The sequence below is a fragment of the Paenibacillus sp. V4I7 genome (genome assembly GCF_030817275.1).
Taxonomy (GTDB): Bacteria; Bacillota; Bacilli; order Paenibacillales; family NBRC-103111; genus Paenibacillus_E.
This window is the reverse complement of the sequence record NZ_JAUSZD010000002.1, coordinates 7,981,134-8,001,504: the sequence shown is the minus strand read 5'-3', so window position 1 is coordinate 8,001,504 and position 20,371 is coordinate 7,981,134. Positions and strand designations below refer to the sequence as shown.

The window sequence follows — 20,371 nt, the reverse complement described above, 5'->3', positions numbered from 1 at the left end:
ACGAATTCCTCCTCTATTTGATGTTTCTAAGCAGCTCAGCTGCTGCTTCACGTGGTGAGTGCGCACTTGCAATCGCGCTGACTACGGCTACGCCATCCGCCCCTGCGCGGATAACGTGGGATGCATTCGTGGCATCGATACCTCCGATGCCAACGAGCGGCAGCCTGATGCCGCCTGCGCGAATCCGCTGGATGACGGCTGGCCCCTGGACCTCACGCGCATCCAGCTTGGTGCGCGTGACGTATTGGGGGCCTACGCCTAGATAGTCGGCGCCTTCGGCGAGCGCCGACTGGGCTTCGCCAAGATCGTGGGCGGAGACGCCTACGATCATTTTGTTCAACCGCTGCCGCACGGCGGCGGCTGGGGCGTCTTCTTGGCCGATGTGAATACCATCGGCCGCAAGCTCTAGAGCGAGCCCTTCATCATCGTTGACGATGAAAGGGATCGCATGCTGCGCGCACAGGCGGCGCAGCCGCGCGCACAGCTCGAGCTTCGCCGCCCCCTGCAGGGCTCCGGCGCCCTTCTCGCGGAACTGAAACATCGTGATGCCGCCGGCAATCGCGGCCTCCAGCACCGCAGCCGGGTCAGCCCCTCCACAGTTAGGGCTGCCCAAGACCAAATACAAACGCAGCGCTTTGCGCAGCTGCTCGCTATTCATCGCACACCCCGTGTGAGAACATCTTCGTTGACGATAATGTCATCTAAGTCAGGGGCATTGACTTCAACGTTCACAGCCATATCACTCTTTTGCTGCCTGCCAGCTGACGTCCTATCAAGCTCATTCGCCACCGTACGTGCATTGCTCACTCTAACTCCACGTTGATAAGCCCAATGGTTCGTTGGACCATGACCGCTGCCTATGTGTAACGGCTCTGCGATTGCAGCTTGGATGAATATTTTTGCCAATTGGATGGCTTCTTTCGTCGTTAACCCCTGCGCAAGTCCTGAAGTGACCGCAGCAGCAAACGTGCAACCTGTACCATGCGTATGCTTGGTAACCAAGCGTCTGGACGAAAACTCCGTGAAAGTCTTCCCGTCATAAAGCAAATCAGTTGCGTACTCCGTATTCACTTCATGTCCGCCTTTAATCATCACATTTTTGCAGCCGTAAAGATGAATCCGCTTCGCAGCCTGTTGACGCGACTCACTGTCCGTTATTTGCAAGCCGCTAAGCACCTCAGCTTCAGGTATGTTCGGTGTAACCACATCGGCCAGCGGCAATAGAGAGTGAATCATCGCCTCAACAGCCTCTTGCTGAAGCAAGGAGGCCCCGCCTTTGGCTATCATCACTGGGTCAACCACGATCCGCTCCCACTTGTAGGTTTGTATCGCGGACGCTACGATTCGAATAATCTCACCACTGAATAACATCCCTGTTTTGAGCGCATTAGGTGTTAAATCCTCACCAATAGAGGCCAACTGCTGCTCGATCGCCTCGGTACTCATTGGATAAACCCCTTGAACACCAAGCGTATTCTGCGCAGTCACAGCGGTAATGACTGACATCCCATAAACGCCCAGCTCTTGGAACGTCTTCAAGTCTGCTTGAATCCCCGCACCACCTCCGCTATCCGAGCCCGCGATCGTTAATGCTTTGTAAACAGACATCTTACTCCCCCTTTCAGCTTCAACCTCTACATGTCCGCCCTCTCAGACCCATACTCTTGCTTCAGCGCGGTAACATCTACATCCGAGAAAGCATTTTCTGACCGCTCACCGTGGAATATTCACTATCCCTCTCCCGAGACGTCCATTTCGGTCCTCTCAGTCCCACATTCTTACTCTCAACCCACTCACACCACCCGAGAAGATCTTTATCGACCGCTCATCGTGGAATATCTACGTTCCCTCTACCGAGACGTCCATTTCGGCCCTCTCAGTCCCACATTCTTACTCTCAACCCACTCACACCATCCGAGAAGACCTTTATCGACCGCTCACCAGGAAATATTTACTATCCCTCTACCGAGACGTCCATTTCGGCCCTCTCAGTCCCACATTCTTACTCTCAACCCACTTACACCACCCGAGAGGACCTTTATCGACCGCTCACCATGGATTATCTACGTTCCCTCTCCCGAGTCGTCCGTTTTGGACCTCTCAGACCCACACTTTTGCTCTTCTCCAACTAAACTCGACTAAAGCCCTCCATTGGACTGCTAGCCGAGGCATACCGCTTCTTCGGAATACGACCCGCTTCGAATCCGGCACGTCCGGCTTCAATTGCCAATTTCATGGCGTAAGCCATTTTGACAGGATCCTTAGCACCCGACACAGCGGTGTTGAGCAGCACACCATCGGCTCCCATCTCCATAGCAAGCGCCGCGTCTGAAGGAGCGCCAATGCCAGCATCGACGATTACAGGTACGGTCGATTGCTCAATAATGAAGCTCAGGTTCAGCGGATTAATGATGCCTTGACCTGTTCCGATTGGCGATGCGCCAGGCATAATGGCATGAACTCCGAGGGCTTGCAAACGTTTGGCTAAAAGTACATCATCCGATGTGTATGGCAGTACGATGAAGCCCTCCTCTAGCAGCATTTCCGAGGCTTTCAACGTTTCAACCGGATCAGGCAGCAGCGTCATCTCGTCTCCTATAACTTCCACTTTGATCATGTCGCAAAGTCCGGAAGCCTTCGCTAGTCTCGCGATGCGTACAGCTTCTTCGGCTGTTTTGGCGCCTGCCGTATTCGGCAGTAAAGTGAAATTCGACACATCCAGCATCGACAAGAAATTAGGCTGACTCGCTTCAAAAATATTCATACGTCGCACGGCAAACGTCAAAATCTGAGACTCACTAACCTCAACCGCCTGCTTCTGAATATTGAAATCCGGGAACTTCCCCGTGCCTAGCAATAGTCGTGAACGAAACTCGTAAGGACCGATTTTTAACATAAGAATTATCCCCCTCCAACAAAATGAACGATTTCGATTTTATGTCCTTCAGAAAGCTCGACTTTCACGTGATCTTCTTTTTGTAAAATGTTTTCATTATGTTCCACGACGAGCATCTTCTCACTCAACTCAAAATGCGCGAGCAGCTCTTCAATGGTTCGGATCGAATCTGGAATGTCTATGCTTTGTCCATTAATGTGCAGCTTCAATGCTGTACAACTCCTTTCCTGTGGCTGAAAATAGGTTCCCTTCACGCCGCCCAATCCGCTTGGATTGCCCCGATAGATCAGGACTAAAAGCATCGAGCAACGATCCCATAGCCGAAAAGGTCAGTGTTCCTGTCTGTGTTCTTGCCTCGGATCTTGTCTCTGATCCAGTCTCTGATCCAGTCTCAGATCCTATCCCGGATCCTTTCCCTGATCTTGCCCCTGAACTTGCCTCAGTTGTCACTGATCCTATCTCCAATCCCAGCTCAAGCTCAGGCTGGAAGGAGTCCTCTCCCCCGCCTAAAACGAGATCCGCGATCACCTTGCCGGTGATCGGACTGAGCAAAATCCCATTGCGGTAATGCCCGCAAGCGGCATATAAACCCTCGTACGCCGGCACTTTGCCGATGTACGGCAGCCCGTCTATCGTCTGCGGTCGCAGACCCGACCAAGCTTTCTCCCACTCTGCTTCGCCAAGCGTGGGCATGAGCAGCCTCGCGCGATCCATCAGCTCAGCCAGCCCAGCCAGCGACACCTTGCGGTCGTAGCTGTTCGGCACTACCGTCGCCCCGACCAGCAGTCGTCCTCCGGCTTTCGGGACGATATAACACCCTGTCGTGAACAGGGTCTTCCTGGGCAGCGGCTTCGTCGTAAGGACAGAGAAGCACTCGCCCTTCACGGGATACACCGGCAGGTCGACGCCGATACCTGCCATTAGCTGCCCGCTCCACGTACCAGCTGTCACAACGACGTGGTCGCTATAGAGCGGACCTTCGCTCGTCATAACCCCGACGGCTCGGCCTCGCTCCGTCAGCAGCCCTTGTACCTGGGCGAATTCTTGCACCTTCGCCCCCAGTACTCGGGCTGCCTGCGCGAACGCCGCCGCCAACAGCGGAGCCTCTACCTGCCCATCCCCCGGCAGGTATAAGGCTCCGCGCGTCGCAAAGCTCAAGGCGGGCTCGAGCTTAGCGGCTGCAGCTGCGCTCAGCCACTCCGCCTGCTCGCCCGCTGCGCGTTGGAGCTTCTCCCTCGCGCGCAGCTCTTGCTCTTGAACGTCATTGAGCGCCACGTTCAGCAGCCCTTCACGGACGAGACCGATGTCGATGCCCGTGAGAGCTTTCAGTTCCTCGCTCAGCTGAGGGAACATCGCTCGGCTTTGCCGGGCCCACTGGAAAAGCGGTCCCGTATCCTCCATCTCGGATTGTGCTCCGAGCATGCCCGCCGCCGCCGCCGAGGCCTCCATGCCTAGCCTCCCGCGCTCGAGGAGCATGACGGACTGGCCTCGCTTTGCCAAGTTATAGGCGATTGAGGAGCCAATGACCCCGCCGCCGACGATGATCACATCGTTCATATGTTTCATTTATCCCGCCTCCTTTCGCTCTAGCTCCTTGGCGTAAGATCTCACAGCCTCCAACGGATCTTCCGCTTCCCATATCCCACTCATCACAGCTATACCGGAAGCCCCCGCTTCCAAAACTGAACTTACCCGTTCAGGTCTCATGCCTCCGATCGCAATAATCGGAATTGACACCTGGGCTGCCACATCTCTGAGCGGCCCCAACCCCCTAGGCGGGATACCCACCTTAGAATTCGAAGCAAAGATATGACCAAACATCACATAATCCGCACCCTCCCGCTCTCGCTGCTTAGCTTCCTCCGCACTATGTATCGATACACCAGTCCTCTGCACTCCCTGACAGAATTCTCTCAGGGTTGAAAGCGGCGGGGTGCTGCCTTGGAGTTGTAAACCACCTAAAGCTGCAGCCGTGACAATAGATGGGTAACCATTGATATATAGGCTTTTCGCAGGAACACCTGTTTCGAGCAGAAACTGCACACCTAGGAAGATCTCGTCTAATGATTTCGTTTTTTCACGTATATGAATGGCTGTAACATGGGGGTGAATCTGAGCTGCAATCGCCGCCAACTCCGTCCAAGATAACTTACCATTGGAAATGACATGCAGTTCATATGCTGACATATTGAGGCTCAACTCCCTTCCTGGGCTTTATTAATTCATAAAAAACAAACAAGACTAAAAACAAGAATTTTCCTTATTCAGCTTCATCTTCTGGTTTTAAGAATGTTTTTCACCGCACCAGCTACTTTAACGCTGAAAAACATCACTAACCCACTTAACTCATATATTCCAACTTTAGCGATCAAAAACATCACTATAATCCATATAAAATTGCAACTCCTAGGACCCGCCCAATATGTAAGAATTAAATCAATTCCCCTAAAAGCTTAATTTCAGGCATGAAAAAAACCACTTTTCCAAAGAAAAGTGGTTGTAGGTTGCGCCGCCTAATAAATATACAAAGATGGGGCTCCAATGATCGTTCCACTTTCCTCCGCTGGTATGACCCAGTTCAGGTTCAAAGGGTTCAGATTGCTCTGTCTCAGCCTTGCGGCGCCCCTAGGGATTCATTCGTATGTAATTGTTAAATATCATAGCACGTCATCCATTGCTTGGAAACAAAAAAATTTCTCCGCATCTTAATCTAGTCACCACCCCTTTCAACTCATATAATAGGGAGACAAAGCTGCCTAAGAAGTTTAAAGGAAGGATGTTCACCTAAATGCTGTCTCAATTGAATCGTCATTTAGAAAAAATCTTGCCGCTAATTACACCAGTCAGTGTGCTCATCGGTGTATTGCTAGGCAGTCATTTATCCGGATTCACCTATTTATCCCCTTGGTTGTTTGCCTTTATGACTTTCGCGGGCAGCATAAGCTCCAGCTTCAAAGAATTCGTCAAAGTCGTCGTTCAGCCTCTTCCACTTATAACCACATTGTTAATTCTACATGTCGCGATGCCGCTGATTGCGCTGGTTCTCGGGCATGTCGTTTACAGCCATGAGCCCATGACCATAACTGGGCTCATCTTAGCAGCAGCAATACCTACTGGCATTTCAAGCTTCGTCTGGGTAGCTATTTATCGCGGAAATATCATGCTCACGTTATCGATTATTCTCATGGACACCATACTTTCGCCCTTTGTCGTACCCTACACTTTATCTGCTTTAATTGGCACCAAAGTGCAGATGGACACCTTCGCGATGATGAAAGGTCTGTTCCTGATGATCGTTCTACCCTCCATCATTGGCATGCTGCTGAATCAATGGACACGCGGCAAAATTAAAGAACAATGGAGTGGGCGCCTAGGTCCTTTTTCGAAAATAACTATGGGCATCGTTGTCGCTATCAACAGTTCCGTAATCGCCCCTTATTTACGTGATTTTGATGCTAAATTACTAGGTTTAGCCGCATTTGTACTCTTCATAGCCTCACTTGGTTATATCCTAGGATGGCTTGTCGCCAAGCTTATGCGTTGGGATCAAGACGTCGTCGTAGCACTTACGTTTAACAGTGGAATGCGCAATATTAGTGCTGGCGCGGTACTCGCAGTTGCCTACTTCCCGCCTCCGGTAGCTATCCCCGTTGTACTAGGCATGCTGTTCCAGCAATCGCTGGCTTCTCTTTTCGGCTATCTGTTGAACAGACGCTACGCTTTGAAAAGTGATATTCCCAGCTTAACCGTGAAAAGTGTGAAACAAGTTTAGTTGAGGAGCTGCCCGAGCAGCTTCTTTTTTGTTAGTTTTTAAAGCTTCTTTACGACCCACTCATCCAAACGCTGAAAGTTAATCGGCAATTCACCTGATCTTAACCATTCAATTGCTTGAAGGACAAGAGGCGATGAATTTTCTGAATATAACTCACTCACTGGAACCCATAATGCTCCTAAAGAATCTTGCCCCTCAAACATTTTAGGATTAGATGATAAATTTCCACCCATATATTCAACTGAATAAAATATAGCCACATGATGAATATGAGAAGTTCCTCTCTTAGGAAGTACATATGGAACAATAAAATCACACACGCCGATATTCTTTTTAATTTGAATCTCTATTCCAGCCTCTTCCTTAATTTCCCTTCGCACTGCCTCCGCTAAAGTTTCGTTAGGTTCAATTGTGCCTCCCGGAAGGTCGAACCTCCCGATATATGGACCATTACTCTTTCGGATTACCAAAAGGCTTCCTTCATGCAAGCAAATTCCATATGCACCCAAGTGTCGGTGCCACTTCTCGATTTCGCTCTCTCCTTTGAAGCATTCAAAGCATATTAAGGTGTTATCGTCTAACACTACGCCGTTAATAAATCCATCATTGCAGAAAATCGGCTTTTTACATGCCTTGCATTCCCCAACAAGCTCCTGCATAAACAGTACCTCCCCGGTTGCAATCGGGCACCCATTAGCTGGATGCCCTTATCACTAGTCTATGGGTGTCGTGGCGCAATCATTTCGATTACGACATCATTTGTGTGATATCCCTCAGCACAAATTAAGCTAACATTTAGGTATCATTCAGCTTCTCTTCTCAGATTTTTCATAATTGCCATGTAGGATTGTGAAGAAGATGATTGATAGGAGTGATACATTGCATGATAAAAATGACAAAAATAGCGGGCTTATGCATCCTTATCCCGGTATTATTAAGCGCTTGTGGGAATCCCTCAACTTCACAACCTGCTGCAGCAAGCTCAGCACAACCGCAACAACAACAAAATGGACAATCACAGGCAGACGACAAGCAAAATGCTCAAGACCGACCTGTCATGAATGCTGCGCAAAGACAAATGTTCAGTACGTTTCAGACGCTGCTCATGCTAGACAAAGCAGATGGACTTACCATTACGAAGGAACAAGCTCAAGCTATGCTGCCCGTTGCCCAAGAAATCGTTACAAAAGCTGAGCTTAGTGATGCAAACAAGACCAAGCTGATTGAAAAGCTAACGGATGCCCAGAAGAAATTTATAGAAGACTCAGCTGGGCGTATGAGCAATCAAGGAAACGGCGCTGCAAATGGACCTGGGAATAACGGAAACACCAGCAATGGCAAGGGTAATCGAAATGGTGAATCTGGAAATACAGCAAATAAACCAGATGCTTCCGCACAACCAAACGCCAATGCACCCGATCGAACTGGCGGCAAGAATGGCAATGGAAATCGTCCTGCTGGCGGCGAAATGAGAGATCCCGGTAAGCAGCTTATCGAACTGCTGCAGACAAAAATCAAATAGTACCAGCCAAAAAACCGATCTCCTACTAAAGAAGGAATCGGTTTTTCGGTTTACTTCAATTATCTCAAAGACTGAACAACTTGCACGGCAGAGGCTTCGCCACTCGCTACTAATTCAACATGCTCAGCAAACATATCGCACATGTAGACGAACAAGCTGAGAATCTCCAACACTTCTTCGCTCTCAAAAGTGCTGGACGCTGAAATACTATACACATACCGATAGTGAAGCTCATTCTGTTCATTGATGCCAAAATGACCGATCGGCAATCTTGTGTTAATTTCCAGCAGGACAGAAGCCACGGCATCGCGCGATCCTTCTTGCAGATGAAAAGGTAGCGTGCTGTAAATTTGCAACAGCTGAATCGCACCAATTTCATCATCATTCAGCGGTAAAAAGCTAAAGTGAAGGAAACGTTCCCTGCCTTTTTTGTCCTCTTGAAACCCCGCCATAAGGACGTGAAGCGGAATCGCTTCGGATTTTTCCAATAAATTGGTTGCTAGGCCTGTCTCATCTAAAATTTCCTTCAGAAGCCCTAGTTGCGCCAAATGACGCGCATGTATTTTATCTGGCAACATGTATGTACACTCTCCTACTCTCTTTGGGCCATGGCTTCAATCAAGCTTTTTCTCAATTTAGTTCGATCGTTCTCAACCGTCTTAAGGGCTGGTAAACTTACTCCTGCCGCTTCTACATAACTGCGTACATGCTCATATCGAGCAAGAATAACTGGATCTGTAGGCATAGCTGCTGCTACAGGTATAGCTATCGGTGCAGGCGCTGGTGCAGGTGTCGCAGATACTGGTGGCTGTGCTGTTGCAGGAGCCTGTCCTGATGTTGCAGGTGCTGATGCCGATGTTGGTGTTGGCGCAGCAGTCACCGGTGCTGGTGTTGGCTCGTATAGCTTAGGAAGATTCCTGATCAAATTCAGAATTAAATCCGCATCCCGTCCGCGTTGTTCCCGCTTCTTATCAGTCGACTTATCAGCATCAAAGACCGCTTTGGTAATTCCCCATGCGCCGGCTTTGGAGGCGCGATCGCGGCCCGCTTGTTTCAAATTCCTCGCAATCGGTATCGCGGCGCTTACGCCGGAAGCGACAATTTTGAGCGGCGTTCCGACTTGCGCTCCGACCCCAGTCAACGTTGCAATGTCTGCAGCTATTTTAGTTAACTCTAACCCGATTTGCAAGCCACCGCGTGTTGTACGCTTCACGTTAATATTTTTCATTTCTTTCGCTAATTCATACTCAGCGATTTCTTCAAGCTGCTCTGCGGCACCTGCAACTCCTAGTGCCTTCTTCCGTTCAAGCTCCGCTTTATGCGCTGCAAGCTTTGCTTTATCCACACCAGCATTGCGGAACCAACGCTTAGCAATAATGAAGTCCGCACCCGTGTGCTTCCCTTTAAAGTCACGTTTCAACGTTGTCATGGCTGAGCGATTTAAGCCAGCTTTAATGACATCAACTGTTTTAATAGCAATCTTCACACCGCTTACAGCAATGCTGACACCTGGTATTACGGATGTTAAGCTGGCTGTGCTTGTTTCCATAAGCTTCATGATGCCTTTGGCCACTTTGAGACCGGATTGCGCAGTCTGAATGGCATTGCTAATAATTTCAATAGCGCCTTTGGACTTTTCGCCCTTGTCCAGACCGCCATTTTCAGCATGCTTACTGTACAAATCATAAATCGCCTTAACCGTCAAAATGGCGCTCTTAACAGAAGTTATCGCTTCAGCAACCGTTCCGGAATAGTCACTGACGGAGGAGGAAGCACCCACGCCATCTTCATGACCTGTGGATTTAGCTGATTTATCTATCAAGCCTACCGATCCACTGACCATTTTGGCTCCTGCTTCGGTTATGGATAAACCTGCTGACGTGTAGTCTAATTTTGTTCGGTCATCTTCAGAAATGGCTAGCATTTCTCTGATCGTACTCAAAATTTGGAACGGTCCGCCAATGAGATCCGCTGTTGAAGCAACAGCTCCCGTGCTATTCGATAGTTCTTCTTCACCCGCATTATTCGATTTTTTGAAGGACTCATCCAAGTCCTCCGATCTCATCCCGAAACTGTCACTGAATGTTGAAACAACGCCAGATCCCATGTCCGCACTTTCTTTAGTCCCGTCACTCTGCGGGGTCGCTACTGTTGTAGCTGGTGCTGCTACAGTGGAAAGTGGCGCAGGCGTTGCCACGGATGGCGCTGTTGTTGCCGTTGGCAAAGGAACCACTTGCGGCTGGGTAGCCGTAGGATTTCTCTGAATAAGTTGATTCGCATAAGCTTGTGTTGCCCGATTACCCGCTGTGCGCTGCATTTGCATAAAAAAGTCCCGAGCCAGTGGAGACGCCTGAGGTGCGCTACTACTAGTCTGAGATGTTTGCGATTGATTTGAATTCTGGTGTACAGATGCAATCGACTTGGTTTGAATTTGGTTACCTTTTGCCACAGAGCCTGACTCCTTTGTGCGTTATGTTATCCATACAAAAAGGCAACAAGCGAATAAGTATTCCTTGTTGCCGTAGATTTAAGTTTATTTGCCGCCTCGTTGCTGGATTACATGCGTTAATTCATGCCCCAGGAGTTCTTGACCTTGATGACTTTCTGGGTTATATCTGCCTTCACGGAAAAAGATATCATTTCCTGTTGCGAATGCTTCCGCTCCCAACGCCGCATTAAGCTTGGAAGACTCCGCATTATTATGAATATTAACGTTGCTAAAATCGGCTTTGAAAGCCGATTCCATCTTCGCTTGAATGCTATCATCCATCTTACTTCCGCTGCCTTGCTGCGATTTGATCTTGGATTCGATAGAAGCCCCTGCATCAAAGCTTCCGTCCGCCGACGGCTTCATCTGCAGTTCCTCTTCTTCCTCCATACGCTGTAATCGAGTCTGCCTCTGGCTTCATCTGAAGCTCCTCTTCTTCCTCCATACGCTGGATCGAGTCTGCTGATGGCTTCATTTGTAGCTCTTCCTCTTCTTCCATACGCTGGATCGTTTCGGTTGCTGGCTTCATTTGCAGCTCTTCCTCTTCCTCCATACGCTGGATCGTCTCCGCTGGCTTCATCTGAAGTTCTTCGTCTTCCGAACCTGCACCTTCACTCTCCGTACGCTGAACGTCAGTCTTAGATGCCCCGCCACTTTCCGATGCTGCGATATGATCAGCTACTTCTTTACCGACTTGATCGGCCTCTTGTTCATAAGAATCGCCCACGGGTCCAACAGTAAGCTTCGTCTGAACAGTCAGCATGCTGCCAACAGCTTTGTTGCCAATCGTGCGCTGAATATTCATCAGATCTGCTCCCGCAGACTGTCCTTGCGTACTGCTTTTGGTACGTTGATTTGTTTGCAAAGAAGTATCTGGTTGCCTGTTTAGTCGTGACTGTTGCATTGGCATGAACCCCCTATTGTGGTATTTCCCAGTCTTATTTCCCATCCGCTGATGGCTTGCATCCCCTAATTATCCGTGTCTGAACGCATGAAGTCGTATAAATTCACTATATCACAACTATATGGCTTTGAGATTACATTTTGGTTGTATTTCTGTCTATAACGAGCACAGCAATATCATCAGACTGGACAGCGCCATTCGTGAAGAAATCTACGTCCTCAACCATCCGCTCAAGCAAGCTCGTTTGATTACTTGCTTGCTCCTTCTTCAATAGTTCACTTAGTCGGGAGAAGCCATATTGCTCCTGCAGCAGATCCTCCGCCTCTGTAATCCCATCGGTATACAGTATAATTCGTTCACCAAGACCTAATGTCATTTCATTATCCATATAAAGCATATCATCCATAACGCCAAGCGGAAGCCCTTTCTTCCCTTTCAACTGCTCCACGTCTCCGCTTCCCCGCATGATGTAAGGGGGACAATGCCCACCATCGCTATAAATTAACTGCCCTGATCGAACATCTAGTAAACCGCAGAAAATCGTTGCAAACATCGTTGAGTCATCCTTATAAAGCTCTTGATTGACTGCCGTCAACAGCTCTCCAGGAGTCATCTCTGAGGTCATCTTCCCTTTCAACAACGTCATGGTTACCGCCATGAACAAAGCAGCCGGTATTCCCTTGTCAGATACATCGCCAAGCACGAAGAACAAGCGATCCGCCCCGATACAGAAGTAGTCGTAGAAGTCCCCGCCGACTTCACGAGCAGGACGAATAATGGCCTGTGTCTCCACGACGGCTACGTCACTACTTTCAAGACCTCCCGCTTCAGATGAGCTGCTCATATCACCCTCAACGCCGCCACTGCTTAAACACAAACTCCCGTGAGGCAGGAAGCCTATCTGGATGTCTGTAGCAATGCGCAGCTCGCTCTCCATCCGTTCCTTAGCAGCCGTCGTCATTTTCAATGCATGAATCGACTTCTCCAGCGCGTCATACAACATGGCATTTTCCAAAGAAACGGCTGTTGGCGAAGCGATGGACTCGAGAAGCTGCAAATCGCGATCCGTGAAATGAGCGTCATCTCGTTTGTTGAGCACCTGCAGCACACCGATAATTTTCCCTTTGCTAACAAGAGGGACACAGAGCATACTGCGTGTCGGGTAATCGACCCGTTTGGCCACCTTTGACGACCAGCGTTCATCCTTCGCAGCATCGTCGATTTTGACCGATTTGCCGGTTTGGGCGACCCAGCCTGCAATGCCTTCACCTATTTTGAGGCGAATTTCACGAACTTCATCGCCTTTTTCACCAAGCGCGAGGTCAAAGAACAGCTCCCCTTTTTCCTCATCGACCAAAATAACCGATGAAGCCTCGGCATTCATAATGCGGGAAGAGGTTTCCATGATTTTCACAAGCAAATCCTGCTTGCGGATCGTCGAATTCACTTCCAGGCTCACATCGAATAGTTGCATTGTCCGTTGAAGCTCCAACTCTGCAAATCTTCGTTTCCGCTCACTCAGCTTCCACAAAATGATAACCATAAGACAAACGATGAGAAGCACACCAACAACGATATTCATTTAGCGCGCCTCCCCTTCCAACTAAGAAATCGCATGGATGGCATCCGCTTCTGTCTCATAAATCGAGAAAATACGGCTAAATCCCGACATGTCGAAAACATCCTTCACATGCTCATTCATTCGTGCTAGCGCCAGCTTGCCTTGAATTACCTTAATCATTTTGGCTGCTGAAAGTAAGCTTCTGAGCCCTGCACTGCTGACATAGTCAAGACCTTGAAGATCAAACACGAACTTGCCCTTCCCCTGCTCGACTAGTTTGGCAAAAGCCGATTCCAAGCTCGCGGATGTATTCGCATCCAGTCGGCCGTTTAAGCTCAGCAGCGTGATTTCACCTTGCATTTGCTCGGTTATTATCATGATATTCCCTCCTCCTTGATTCGCCATTTTTTCATCATTAGAACATTTTCCTCGTTCAAGCGTTCATACACAATATCATCCATAACCTGCTTCACAAAGTAGATACCGAGACCGCCAATCCCTCGATCATCCAAGCTCTGATCCACAGTCGGACTTGACTTCAACAGAGGGTTGAATGGCACTCCGCGGTCTGTCATTCGAAGCTCCCAACCACCAGGGACACGCCCCACATCAATTCGGATCGTATGCATACGGGTTTCACCAGGCGGATAGCCATAGAGAATGATGTTCGTCACAAGCTCGTCGCAGACTAAATTCACTTGGTATAGCGTATGGTCATCCATGCCCATCGTCTCCGACAAGTCTCGCAAGAATACACCTAGCCGTTCCAGTTCCTTCAGATCATTGCTCAAAACGATAGACTCCAATGACACGACATTCACCCTCTCAGACGCTGATTACTGAAGCCACTAGCCGACCAACTGCTTTAAGCCATTTTCAAAAGCATATTTTCGAGCAGCCGCACTCTGGCACTAGAAGCATGAAGCAGCCCAATCCCGATCTCTGGATATAATCTCACTAACCGAGACAAGCTTTCCCCTTGCAAAGTGAGCACACGCACCTCATCGAAAATCACTTGCGCTGTAATCGAGGAAGGCGATCCGTCTAATGCCGTCGTTTCGCCGAACGCTTGCTTCGGTCCTAGTACACCAATCGTTACAGTCTCCCCAATACCTGTCTCATTGCTCAGTTCAACATTGCCTTCAATAATGAGATACATGGCTGCATTCCGCTCACCACGGCGCAATAAATAAGTAAGATCCTCATGTACTTCTTCCGTTGCAATCCCTGCAATTAAACCTAGTTCATCCACGGACAGGTCCGCGAATAGGGAGACCTGCTTCAAGAAAATAACTTTATCCAGCATCGTTAAAAACCTACGATCTTCCTTCATATCGGCACGCTCCAGTGAACTTAGTGCATAAACAGCAATATCTCGAAGCCAATCATCCGACCAAAACTTAGCTTCTTGCAAAATGAGAAGCGGCTCCGTTCTTGCTACACTGCTTCTCACAGTCTCTTTCTTTAATAATTCCAACAGTGCCAGGGCCAATCTGCGATCGCCGAGTCCCTCAGCAAGAACTTCCAAAGCGTTATCACGAACCTCATCACTCTCGTCCTGAGTCGCTTCGCGGAGTGTCGTCACCACACGTTCATCTACGAACTTGGCCATTACAGCCCACGCACCGCCTACCAGCGCATTATGAAGCTCCCCGCAGCGCTGATTAGCAAGCTCAGCAAGCCCCTGCATCCCCAGCTCTTGAAGAGCAGCCGGTAGAGCGCGTTCCTGCGTGGAAGCAAGCATTCGACTAACGCAGCGGTCAACTAACTCTGAACGTAATTTACTTTCATCCAGCAGCTCAGCAAGCGCTGTAACCGCCGAATTCCATATAAACGGATTCACATGATTCACGCCGTTCAGCAATGCTGGCAGGGCCTTAGCCCCCATATCTACGAAAGCCTCGAGAATGGCCTTGCGCAGCTCTTGATCTGCGAGTGGCACCATCGACAAGAGGCGGGGAATTGCATCCACCTGCTGAAGCTTACCCATACAGTGCGCAGCCGCAACTTTGACAGCAGGACGATGATCGTCGAGCAGCGATAACACCCATGCTGAATAGGAATCAAGCTTCAGATCAGCGACGGTATGACAGCCATAAACGGCCCATTCACCACCGTTATCGAGCATTTTAATAATCGCCTCGTCACAGGCTTGATAGCTTTCTTCACTTTCCAGCGCATAAAGTGCCTTAACGCCTTCGTGTACAACCTTCGGATGGTTATCTAGCAGCTTAACACGAATGAAGAAATGCGATTGGCTTTTGAGATGCGTTGCCTTTGAAATCAACTTCACACTCTCAGCACGTACCTCAGGGTCCTCGTCCTCCAAGAATGAAGCCACCTGCACGAGATCCTGGATCGTTGCCCCTTGCAAATTCATCGCCCGCAGCACAGCAATGCGGATTCTTGAGCTTTCTTCACCAATCATTCCGATCAACTGCGGCAGGAAAGCGGAATCTTTCGCTTTACCAATCACTTCGAGCGCCAACTCTCGCACATAATCATTCGGATGCTTCAGATAGCCGAGCATGGAGGCCAAAGCTTTGGAGCTGCGAATGCCCCCGATAAAGGAGCCAGCAATATCCGATAGATCCGCATGCAAGGACTGCACACTTTTGACCAACTCACGTATGTACAGATTCCTTCCGTACCAAGCCACAACGACGAGAATAGCCGCTGCAACTACACCTACCCAGGCAAGAGGGGACAGCTGAATGAGACCAAACGAATGCAGTAAGGATAGCAGCGAACCGATTAAGATCCCGCCCGAAGCAGCCACACCCTGAGCAAAATAACGATAGCCGTCGCGTTTTCCGATAGGCATCATTTTAAAAAAGAGCTGATAGCACGGCTCCGCAATGTAATACAGCAGAATATAAAAAATGGCATAAGAGCCGGATACCATCACGAGCCCCAGCGATTGATTTAAAAACAAAGCAGTAAGTCCAAAGCCGCCAAGAAAGATAACCGTAATCGCCAGCAGCATATTGCTCGCGCCCAGCCAGTTCATTAAGCGGGTAGACACGGTTTGTAGAAGCAAGCAGATCGTGAACTGAATAGCGGTAATTAATCCATAAAATGAGGTTAGATCGCCTTCCTTGGGGAACTTGCTCTCAGCAACCGTGAAGTACTGATACTCGATCATAAAATAAACCGCAGGCATAAGTGTCATCAAAGCAATGGCGCAAAGCAGGAACGGGCTGCGCAGCATCTGTTTCGCATAATAGCCAGCAGGCTGCTGTGCCTCTCCACCCGCTCCAGAAGTTCCAAGGTCCTTCAATCGTTTGTCTTCTTTCAAAGTCAAGGGCACCAAATACCGTGCCAACGCTTTGCGGAAAAAGATGAAGCCGAACACCATCAACACTGGAGCAAGCGCATACACCGCTTCGGTACCTAGCAGTTTACCAATTTGGTGGGCGATCAAGCCTGCCGTAATACCGCCGGTCGTCGTCGAAGCGATGAACACCGGCATTAACCTTTTGGCCTGCTGAGTAGGACATAGATCAAAGGCCGTACTCCAAAGCAGCAGCGTCAACTGCCTCACGACAAAGTTGGAAGACAAGAACAGAATCGGGTAGTAATACCTGAAATCAATGCCGCCAAGCTTAAATCCAAGCAGCACCGCACCATTGAGGAGCAGCAATCCCATCATGATTAGGTAGAGCGTAGTCATCATTTTGGCCTTGGGCAGACGATTCGCCAGCTTCGCTAAGAGCCAGCCCTCTAGAGGCATGATTGCCGCTTCTACGATATAGATATAAGGTAAATACTGCACACCGAATCTTTGGTTAAAAAGCGCCATGAACGCGGTATAGTTCAAGGATTCAGCAATCCCGCTAAAATAAAAGATCGGTAGCATCATCCATAGCTTCCGAATATCTTCTGTGCGCAGTCCCATCCATCTAGTTAAGCTTCCTTGCATATCATCAGGTCCAATCTATTATTTCATTTGTTGTTTAACAGTGGTTTGTAAAAAGCCAGCCTGGCTTCACCTTCATAATAGTAGTTCGGATAAGTGCCGATTAATTCAAAACCATTCGCTGTAAACATTTTTTGGATGGGTTGATACTCTGGCAAATCACAGGTATAGGTAAGTATATATCGTCCCTCCGCTAACCTAGCGAACGTCTCTAACGCTTGGAATAATATCTTCGCAAAGCCATGTCTGCGGTACTCGCGGTGTACAGCTAAGTAATCCCACAGAAATCCTCCGGATTGATGTTCATTTTCCTTGCAGCTGGTAACCGCAATAATCTCACCTGATTCGTTCTCAATAAACCAATGACGATGATTGCGCTGCGTTAAGCTTAGCAGGGGAGCATTGCGGAAATGATCAAGCTCTCCCGGTGTATGCCGCTGGTCATCAAAAGAATCCGAAGACAAATAGAAATCTGTAATTCGCAATGCGTCCTTTTCCATTACTAATTCTTGTACATGCATGCCAAGATCGCCTCTTTCACATTAAGAAACAGATAATGTACCATTCCACTCTGCTGTTGTACCGTTTTGGAAGTATTCATCACAAATATAGAAATACAGCTGTGCTGCTTTATCTTGGCGATTTTGCTTAATAACCATTAAGAACGCTTCACGAGCATCATAGAAACGGCCTACCTGGTAATACGTTACGGCTTGCTCGAACAAAGCTTTGGTTTTATCCTTCAGAGCTCGAATCGTATCCGGATCACCCTGGTACACATCGAACAGATGAAGCGGCTCTTTCACCCCTTCAACCTGAATCAATCCCAAATTGCGATAGTGGAAGCCGGCAGGCTGCTCCAACGATTGAACCACATAATCGGTAATGAGAATCGATGCCCCTAGCGGTTCCGTCATTTTCTCCAGCATGGTTGCCAAATTAACCCCGTCGGAAATCACATTGCCTTCCAAACGCTGCTCCTCACCAATGATCCCTAGTCGAAGCGGTCCTTTATGCAAACCAATGCCGAAATCAACAGGCTTATAACCAACTTTGGCTCGATGAGAATTGTAGATGTCCAGTTCTTTACGCATCTCAATAGAGGCTCGCAGCGCTTCATCTGCTTGATTCGGGAATAACGCCATGAAGCCCGCTCCTAAGTACTTATTCATGAGACCTTGATGATTGCGCACATAAGGTCCGAATCTTTTAAGAAATGAGTTCACAAAGTTGAAGTTCTCTTCCGGCGAAAGCCTTTTGGACAGTTGATAAAAGCCTCGGATATTGAAAATTAAGATGGACATATTTTGCTCCACCTGATCGCCAAGCTCGACATCCAGTATGCTTTCTTTGTTCAAAAAACGCAGAAATTGCTGCGGCACGAAGCGATAGTAGGATTGGCTGAAGTTTTCTACTTTGGTGATATAATCCCGAATGCGAGCAGCCATCGTATTGACACTGTCGCCTAGGTCTGACACTTCGTCCCTTGTGTTTATCGTAACAACCGCATCCCAGTTGCCCTTGGCAATCTCCCCAACGCTATTGCGAAGCTTACGAATCGAAGAGAGCAGCACATAAGTCATCAGAAAGAGAACGAGCAGTAAGCCTATCGAAATAAAAGCAATGTTGCGAATGATCGATTGGAGTACCGTTTGGCGATGCTTGAGGATGCCGTCCAAGTTTTTACTTGTTTCGAAAACACCGACAATTTTACCCGCTGAATTAAAAATAGGGGCAATCGCATATCTCCACTCACCGGAGAAATCCTGCCATTGGCCTTTGGCTGGCTTCCCTTGAAGCACGACCTGCTGATTCTCGGGTGTTTGTAGAAAAGGATTGAACATATGCATCCCGTCATCATCTTCCAAAATACGATAAATGACGCTGTTCTCGTATTTATAAACCGCTTTGTAAAAGCCTTGATTATCATCTTGCTCATTATTGTCAAAGACAGATTGAATCTTTTTACGGAACGATTGATAAATAGTCCCATTGTAATCCAGAGGTGAAGTAAGACTCTCTAGCTTATCGCCATCAATCAGGTTTTGACCGTTTTTAGCCAGTAAGAGAAGCTCACTGAAGGTTTCTTCTTCCATTTTCTTCGAGAAGCTAGTGTAAATGACAGTAGAGAGAAGAATCATCGAAACCGCAATAACCGGTACTAAAATAAAAATTTGTTTCATCATGAGAGGGAGACGACGCTGCAGCAAGTTAAAGAAAACGATTTTGATTGCATACAGCAGAAGTAGAATTCCTGCTATAGCGATAGACCAAAGAATAATGGCCTTTGTTTTCGTGGCTTCGCTATACAACGCCTCTACGAGGGAGGGGGTAATGGTTCCATCCGAAAGACGGCGATTAATTTGAGCTGATTCTACAATAATGAGGCTGCCATCTTGAGCGATACTGCTATTCGTTGCATCGAAGGCAAGCTCCACGCCGCTAGCTTTGGCTTTATCCTCATTCACAAGACCTTCGATGATGTAGGGCTGCTTGGGATCAAGTCTGGAGATTGATTTGCTGTTGAAATCGATGAAAGTCAGCCGTCCCTGATTATCCAAATGCAAGCTCTCCGGAAAATTACGTCTTGTACGGTCAAGACCGGGAAGCGGATAAACCAACTCGGAGTGTCCATCACTAAAAGCACGATAAATTTCTCCGCTGCGCGTTGAATAATAAATCTCCCCTGGCTTGTAGCCGTCTGCCTCGGACACATATTTATTCTCCGGAAGTTTAATCGTGTAAACGGACTTGGGCTCGGAGGATGAAGCTTCTCCTACAGGGGCCTGATATAAGGCTAATTGCTGAACCTCGTCGTTGAAAAAGTACACCATACCTTCACGAACCTGGACATTTCGTAAGGATCCAAGTCTGTATCGTTTCGTTTGTGAATCATATTCTTCTGTAAACAAGCTGCGATCAAACTGTCCGTTAGGCTTATAACGAACAATCTGCTCGGATTTGACCGCAATGCCGTAAGGATCAAGCAGTGTACGAATGGTATAGAGGTAGCCTTGGTCATCGACAGCCATATCATTAAAGCGATACACTTCCCCGTTCTTCCCCGTCTCACTTGTGATGGAGAATTGTAGAACACCTTGGCTGTTCAGCTTGTGAATGGTTTTTTTGGCATTATCGATCACGAACAAATTGTTTTGATGATCAGAGACAGCCTTCGATAAACCATCAAAGGGCATGCTTTTGTTAAAGGGCCATAGCGTGAAGCTATCCCGGTTTAGACTAAGATAAGTACCGGCAGCACCCAGAAGCAGCAGTACGAGCAGCAATGCCGCGATTGATTTCTTCATC

Annotated in this window: 18 protein-coding genes, 1 pseudogene and 1 riboswitch; of the genes and pseudogenes, 2 read left to right on the top strand and 17 right to left on the bottom strand. The window is 48.4% G+C overall.

Annotated elements, in window-relative coordinates; all coding sequences use genetic code 11:
• Positions 1-13 precede the first annotated feature (13 nt).
• From thiE to QFZ80_RS37445, 6 genes and pseudogenes are all read right to left on the bottom strand, one after another.
• Entirely contained in the window at positions 14-658 is a 645-nt protein-coding gene (gene thiE / locus QFZ80_RS37470) for a thiamine phosphate synthase (protein WP_307563690.1), read from the bottom strand.
• A gap of 161 nt (positions 659-819) precedes the next feature.
• Positions 820-1,608, bottom strand: a pseudogene (thiD, locus tag QFZ80_RS37465) (bifunctional hydroxymethylpyrimidine kinase/phosphomethylpyrimidine kinase); the annotation flags it as partial.
• 520 nt (positions 1,609-2,128) lie between these two features.
• Positions 2,129-2,896, bottom strand: coding sequence for a thiazole synthase (locus tag QFZ80_RS37460; protein WP_307563688.1), 768 nt, complete (start codon positions 2,894-2,896; stop codon positions 2,129-2,131).
• A 5-nt stretch (positions 2,897-2,901) separates the two neighbouring features.
• Positions 2,902-3,105, bottom strand: coding sequence for a sulfur carrier protein ThiS (thiS, locus tag QFZ80_RS37455; RefSeq protein ID WP_307550061.1), 204 nt, complete (start codon positions 3,103-3,105; stop codon positions 2,902-2,904).
• Positions 3,089-4,453, bottom strand: coding sequence for a glycine oxidase ThiO (thiO, locus tag QFZ80_RS37450; protein WP_307564336.1), 1,365 nt, complete (start codon positions 4,451-4,453; stop codon positions 3,089-3,091). The genes thiS and thiO overlap by 17 nt, the downstream gene beginning before the upstream one ends.
• Positions 4,454-4,462: 9 nt before the next feature.
• Positions 4,463-5,083, bottom strand: coding sequence for a thiamine phosphate synthase (locus QFZ80_RS37445; protein ID WP_307550065.1), 621 nt, complete (start codon positions 5,081-5,083; stop codon positions 4,463-4,465).
• A 351-nt stretch (positions 5,084-5,434) separates the two neighbouring features.
• Positions 5,435-5,533: riboswitch (TPP riboswitch) on the bottom strand.
• 151 nt (positions 5,534-5,684) lie between these two features.
• On the opposite strand from QFZ80_RS37445, the gene QFZ80_RS37440 reads away from it, so the two are divergent.
• A complete protein-coding gene (locus QFZ80_RS37440; RefSeq protein ID WP_307563685.1) occupies positions 5,685-6,668 on the top strand; it encodes a bile acid:sodium symporter family protein in 984 nt (327 codons plus the stop codon).
• A gap of 38 nt (positions 6,669-6,706) precedes the next feature.
• Here the strand turns inward: QFZ80_RS37440 and QFZ80_RS37435 are convergent, their stop codons facing one another.
• Positions 6,707-7,327 (bottom strand): NUDIX hydrolase, encoded by a 621-nt coding sequence (locus QFZ80_RS37435; protein ID WP_307563683.1) that lies wholly within the window; start codon positions 7,325-7,327, stop codon positions 6,707-6,709.
• 224 nt (positions 7,328-7,551) lie between these two features.
• On the opposite strand from QFZ80_RS37435, the gene QFZ80_RS37430 reads away from it, so the two are divergent.
• Entirely contained in the window at positions 7,552-8,190 is a 639-nt protein-coding gene (locus tag QFZ80_RS37430) for a hypothetical protein (protein ID WP_307550070.1), read from the top strand.
• A 59-nt stretch (positions 8,191-8,249) separates the two neighbouring features.
• On the opposite strand, the gene QFZ80_RS37425 is transcribed toward QFZ80_RS37430, so the two are convergent.
• The 10 genes from QFZ80_RS37425 to QFZ80_RS37380 all read right to left on the bottom strand — a co-directional run bounded on the left by QFZ80_RS37425 (position 8,250) and on the right by QFZ80_RS37380 (position 20,370).
• Positions 8,250-8,768, bottom strand: a complete 519-nt coding sequence (locus QFZ80_RS37425) for a YbjN domain-containing protein (protein WP_307550072.1) — start codon at positions 8,766-8,768, stop codon at positions 8,250-8,252.
• Between the two features lie 14 nt (positions 8,769-8,782).
• The gene (locus tag QFZ80_RS37420) at positions 8,783-10,639 is read right to left on the bottom strand and encodes a hypothetical protein (RefSeq protein ID WP_307563681.1); all 1,857 of its coding nucleotides are present in this window, start codon (positions 10,637-10,639) and stop codon (positions 8,783-8,785) included.
• An 84-nt stretch (positions 10,640-10,723) separates the two neighbouring features.
• Positions 10,724-11,044 (bottom strand): eCIS core domain-containing protein, encoded by a 321-nt coding sequence (locus QFZ80_RS37415; RefSeq protein WP_307563679.1) that lies wholly within the window; start codon positions 11,042-11,044, stop codon positions 10,724-10,726.
• A complete protein-coding gene (locus QFZ80_RS37410) occupies positions 11,016-11,582 on the bottom strand; it encodes a hypothetical protein (RefSeq protein WP_307563677.1) in 567 nt (188 codons plus the stop codon). Before QFZ80_RS37410 ends, QFZ80_RS37415 begins: the two co-directional genes overlap by 29 nt.
• Positions 11,583-11,715: 133 nt before the next feature.
• A complete protein-coding gene (locus QFZ80_RS37405; RefSeq protein WP_307563674.1) occupies positions 11,716-13,164 on the bottom strand; it encodes a PP2C family protein-serine/threonine phosphatase in 1,449 nt (482 codons plus the stop codon).
• A 21-nt stretch (positions 13,165-13,185) separates the two neighbouring features.
• Complete coding sequence (locus QFZ80_RS37400; RefSeq protein WP_307550079.1) at positions 13,186-13,521, bottom strand: STAS domain-containing protein; 336 nt, start codon at positions 13,519-13,521, stop codon at positions 13,186-13,188.
• A complete protein-coding gene (locus tag QFZ80_RS37395) occupies positions 13,518-13,934 on the bottom strand; it encodes an ATP-binding protein (RefSeq protein ID WP_307550081.1) in 417 nt (138 codons plus the stop codon). The genes QFZ80_RS37400 and QFZ80_RS37395 overlap by 4 nt, the downstream gene beginning before the upstream one ends.
• A 74-nt stretch (positions 13,935-14,008) precedes the next feature.
• Complete coding sequence (locus tag QFZ80_RS37390) at positions 14,009-17,041, bottom strand: cyclic nucleotide-binding domain-containing protein (RefSeq protein WP_307563672.1); 3,033 nt, start codon at positions 17,039-17,041, stop codon at positions 14,009-14,011.
• 47 nt (positions 17,042-17,088) lie between these two features.
• Positions 17,089-17,583, bottom strand: a complete 495-nt coding sequence (locus QFZ80_RS37385) for a GNAT family N-acetyltransferase (RefSeq protein WP_307563670.1) — start codon at positions 17,581-17,583, stop codon at positions 17,089-17,091.
• Positions 17,584-17,604: 21 nt separating this feature from the next.
• Entirely contained in the window at positions 17,605-20,370 is a 2,766-nt protein-coding gene (locus QFZ80_RS37380; protein WP_307563668.1) for an adenylate/guanylate cyclase domain-containing protein, read from the bottom strand.
• Between the last annotated feature and the right edge of the window lies 1 nt (position 20,371).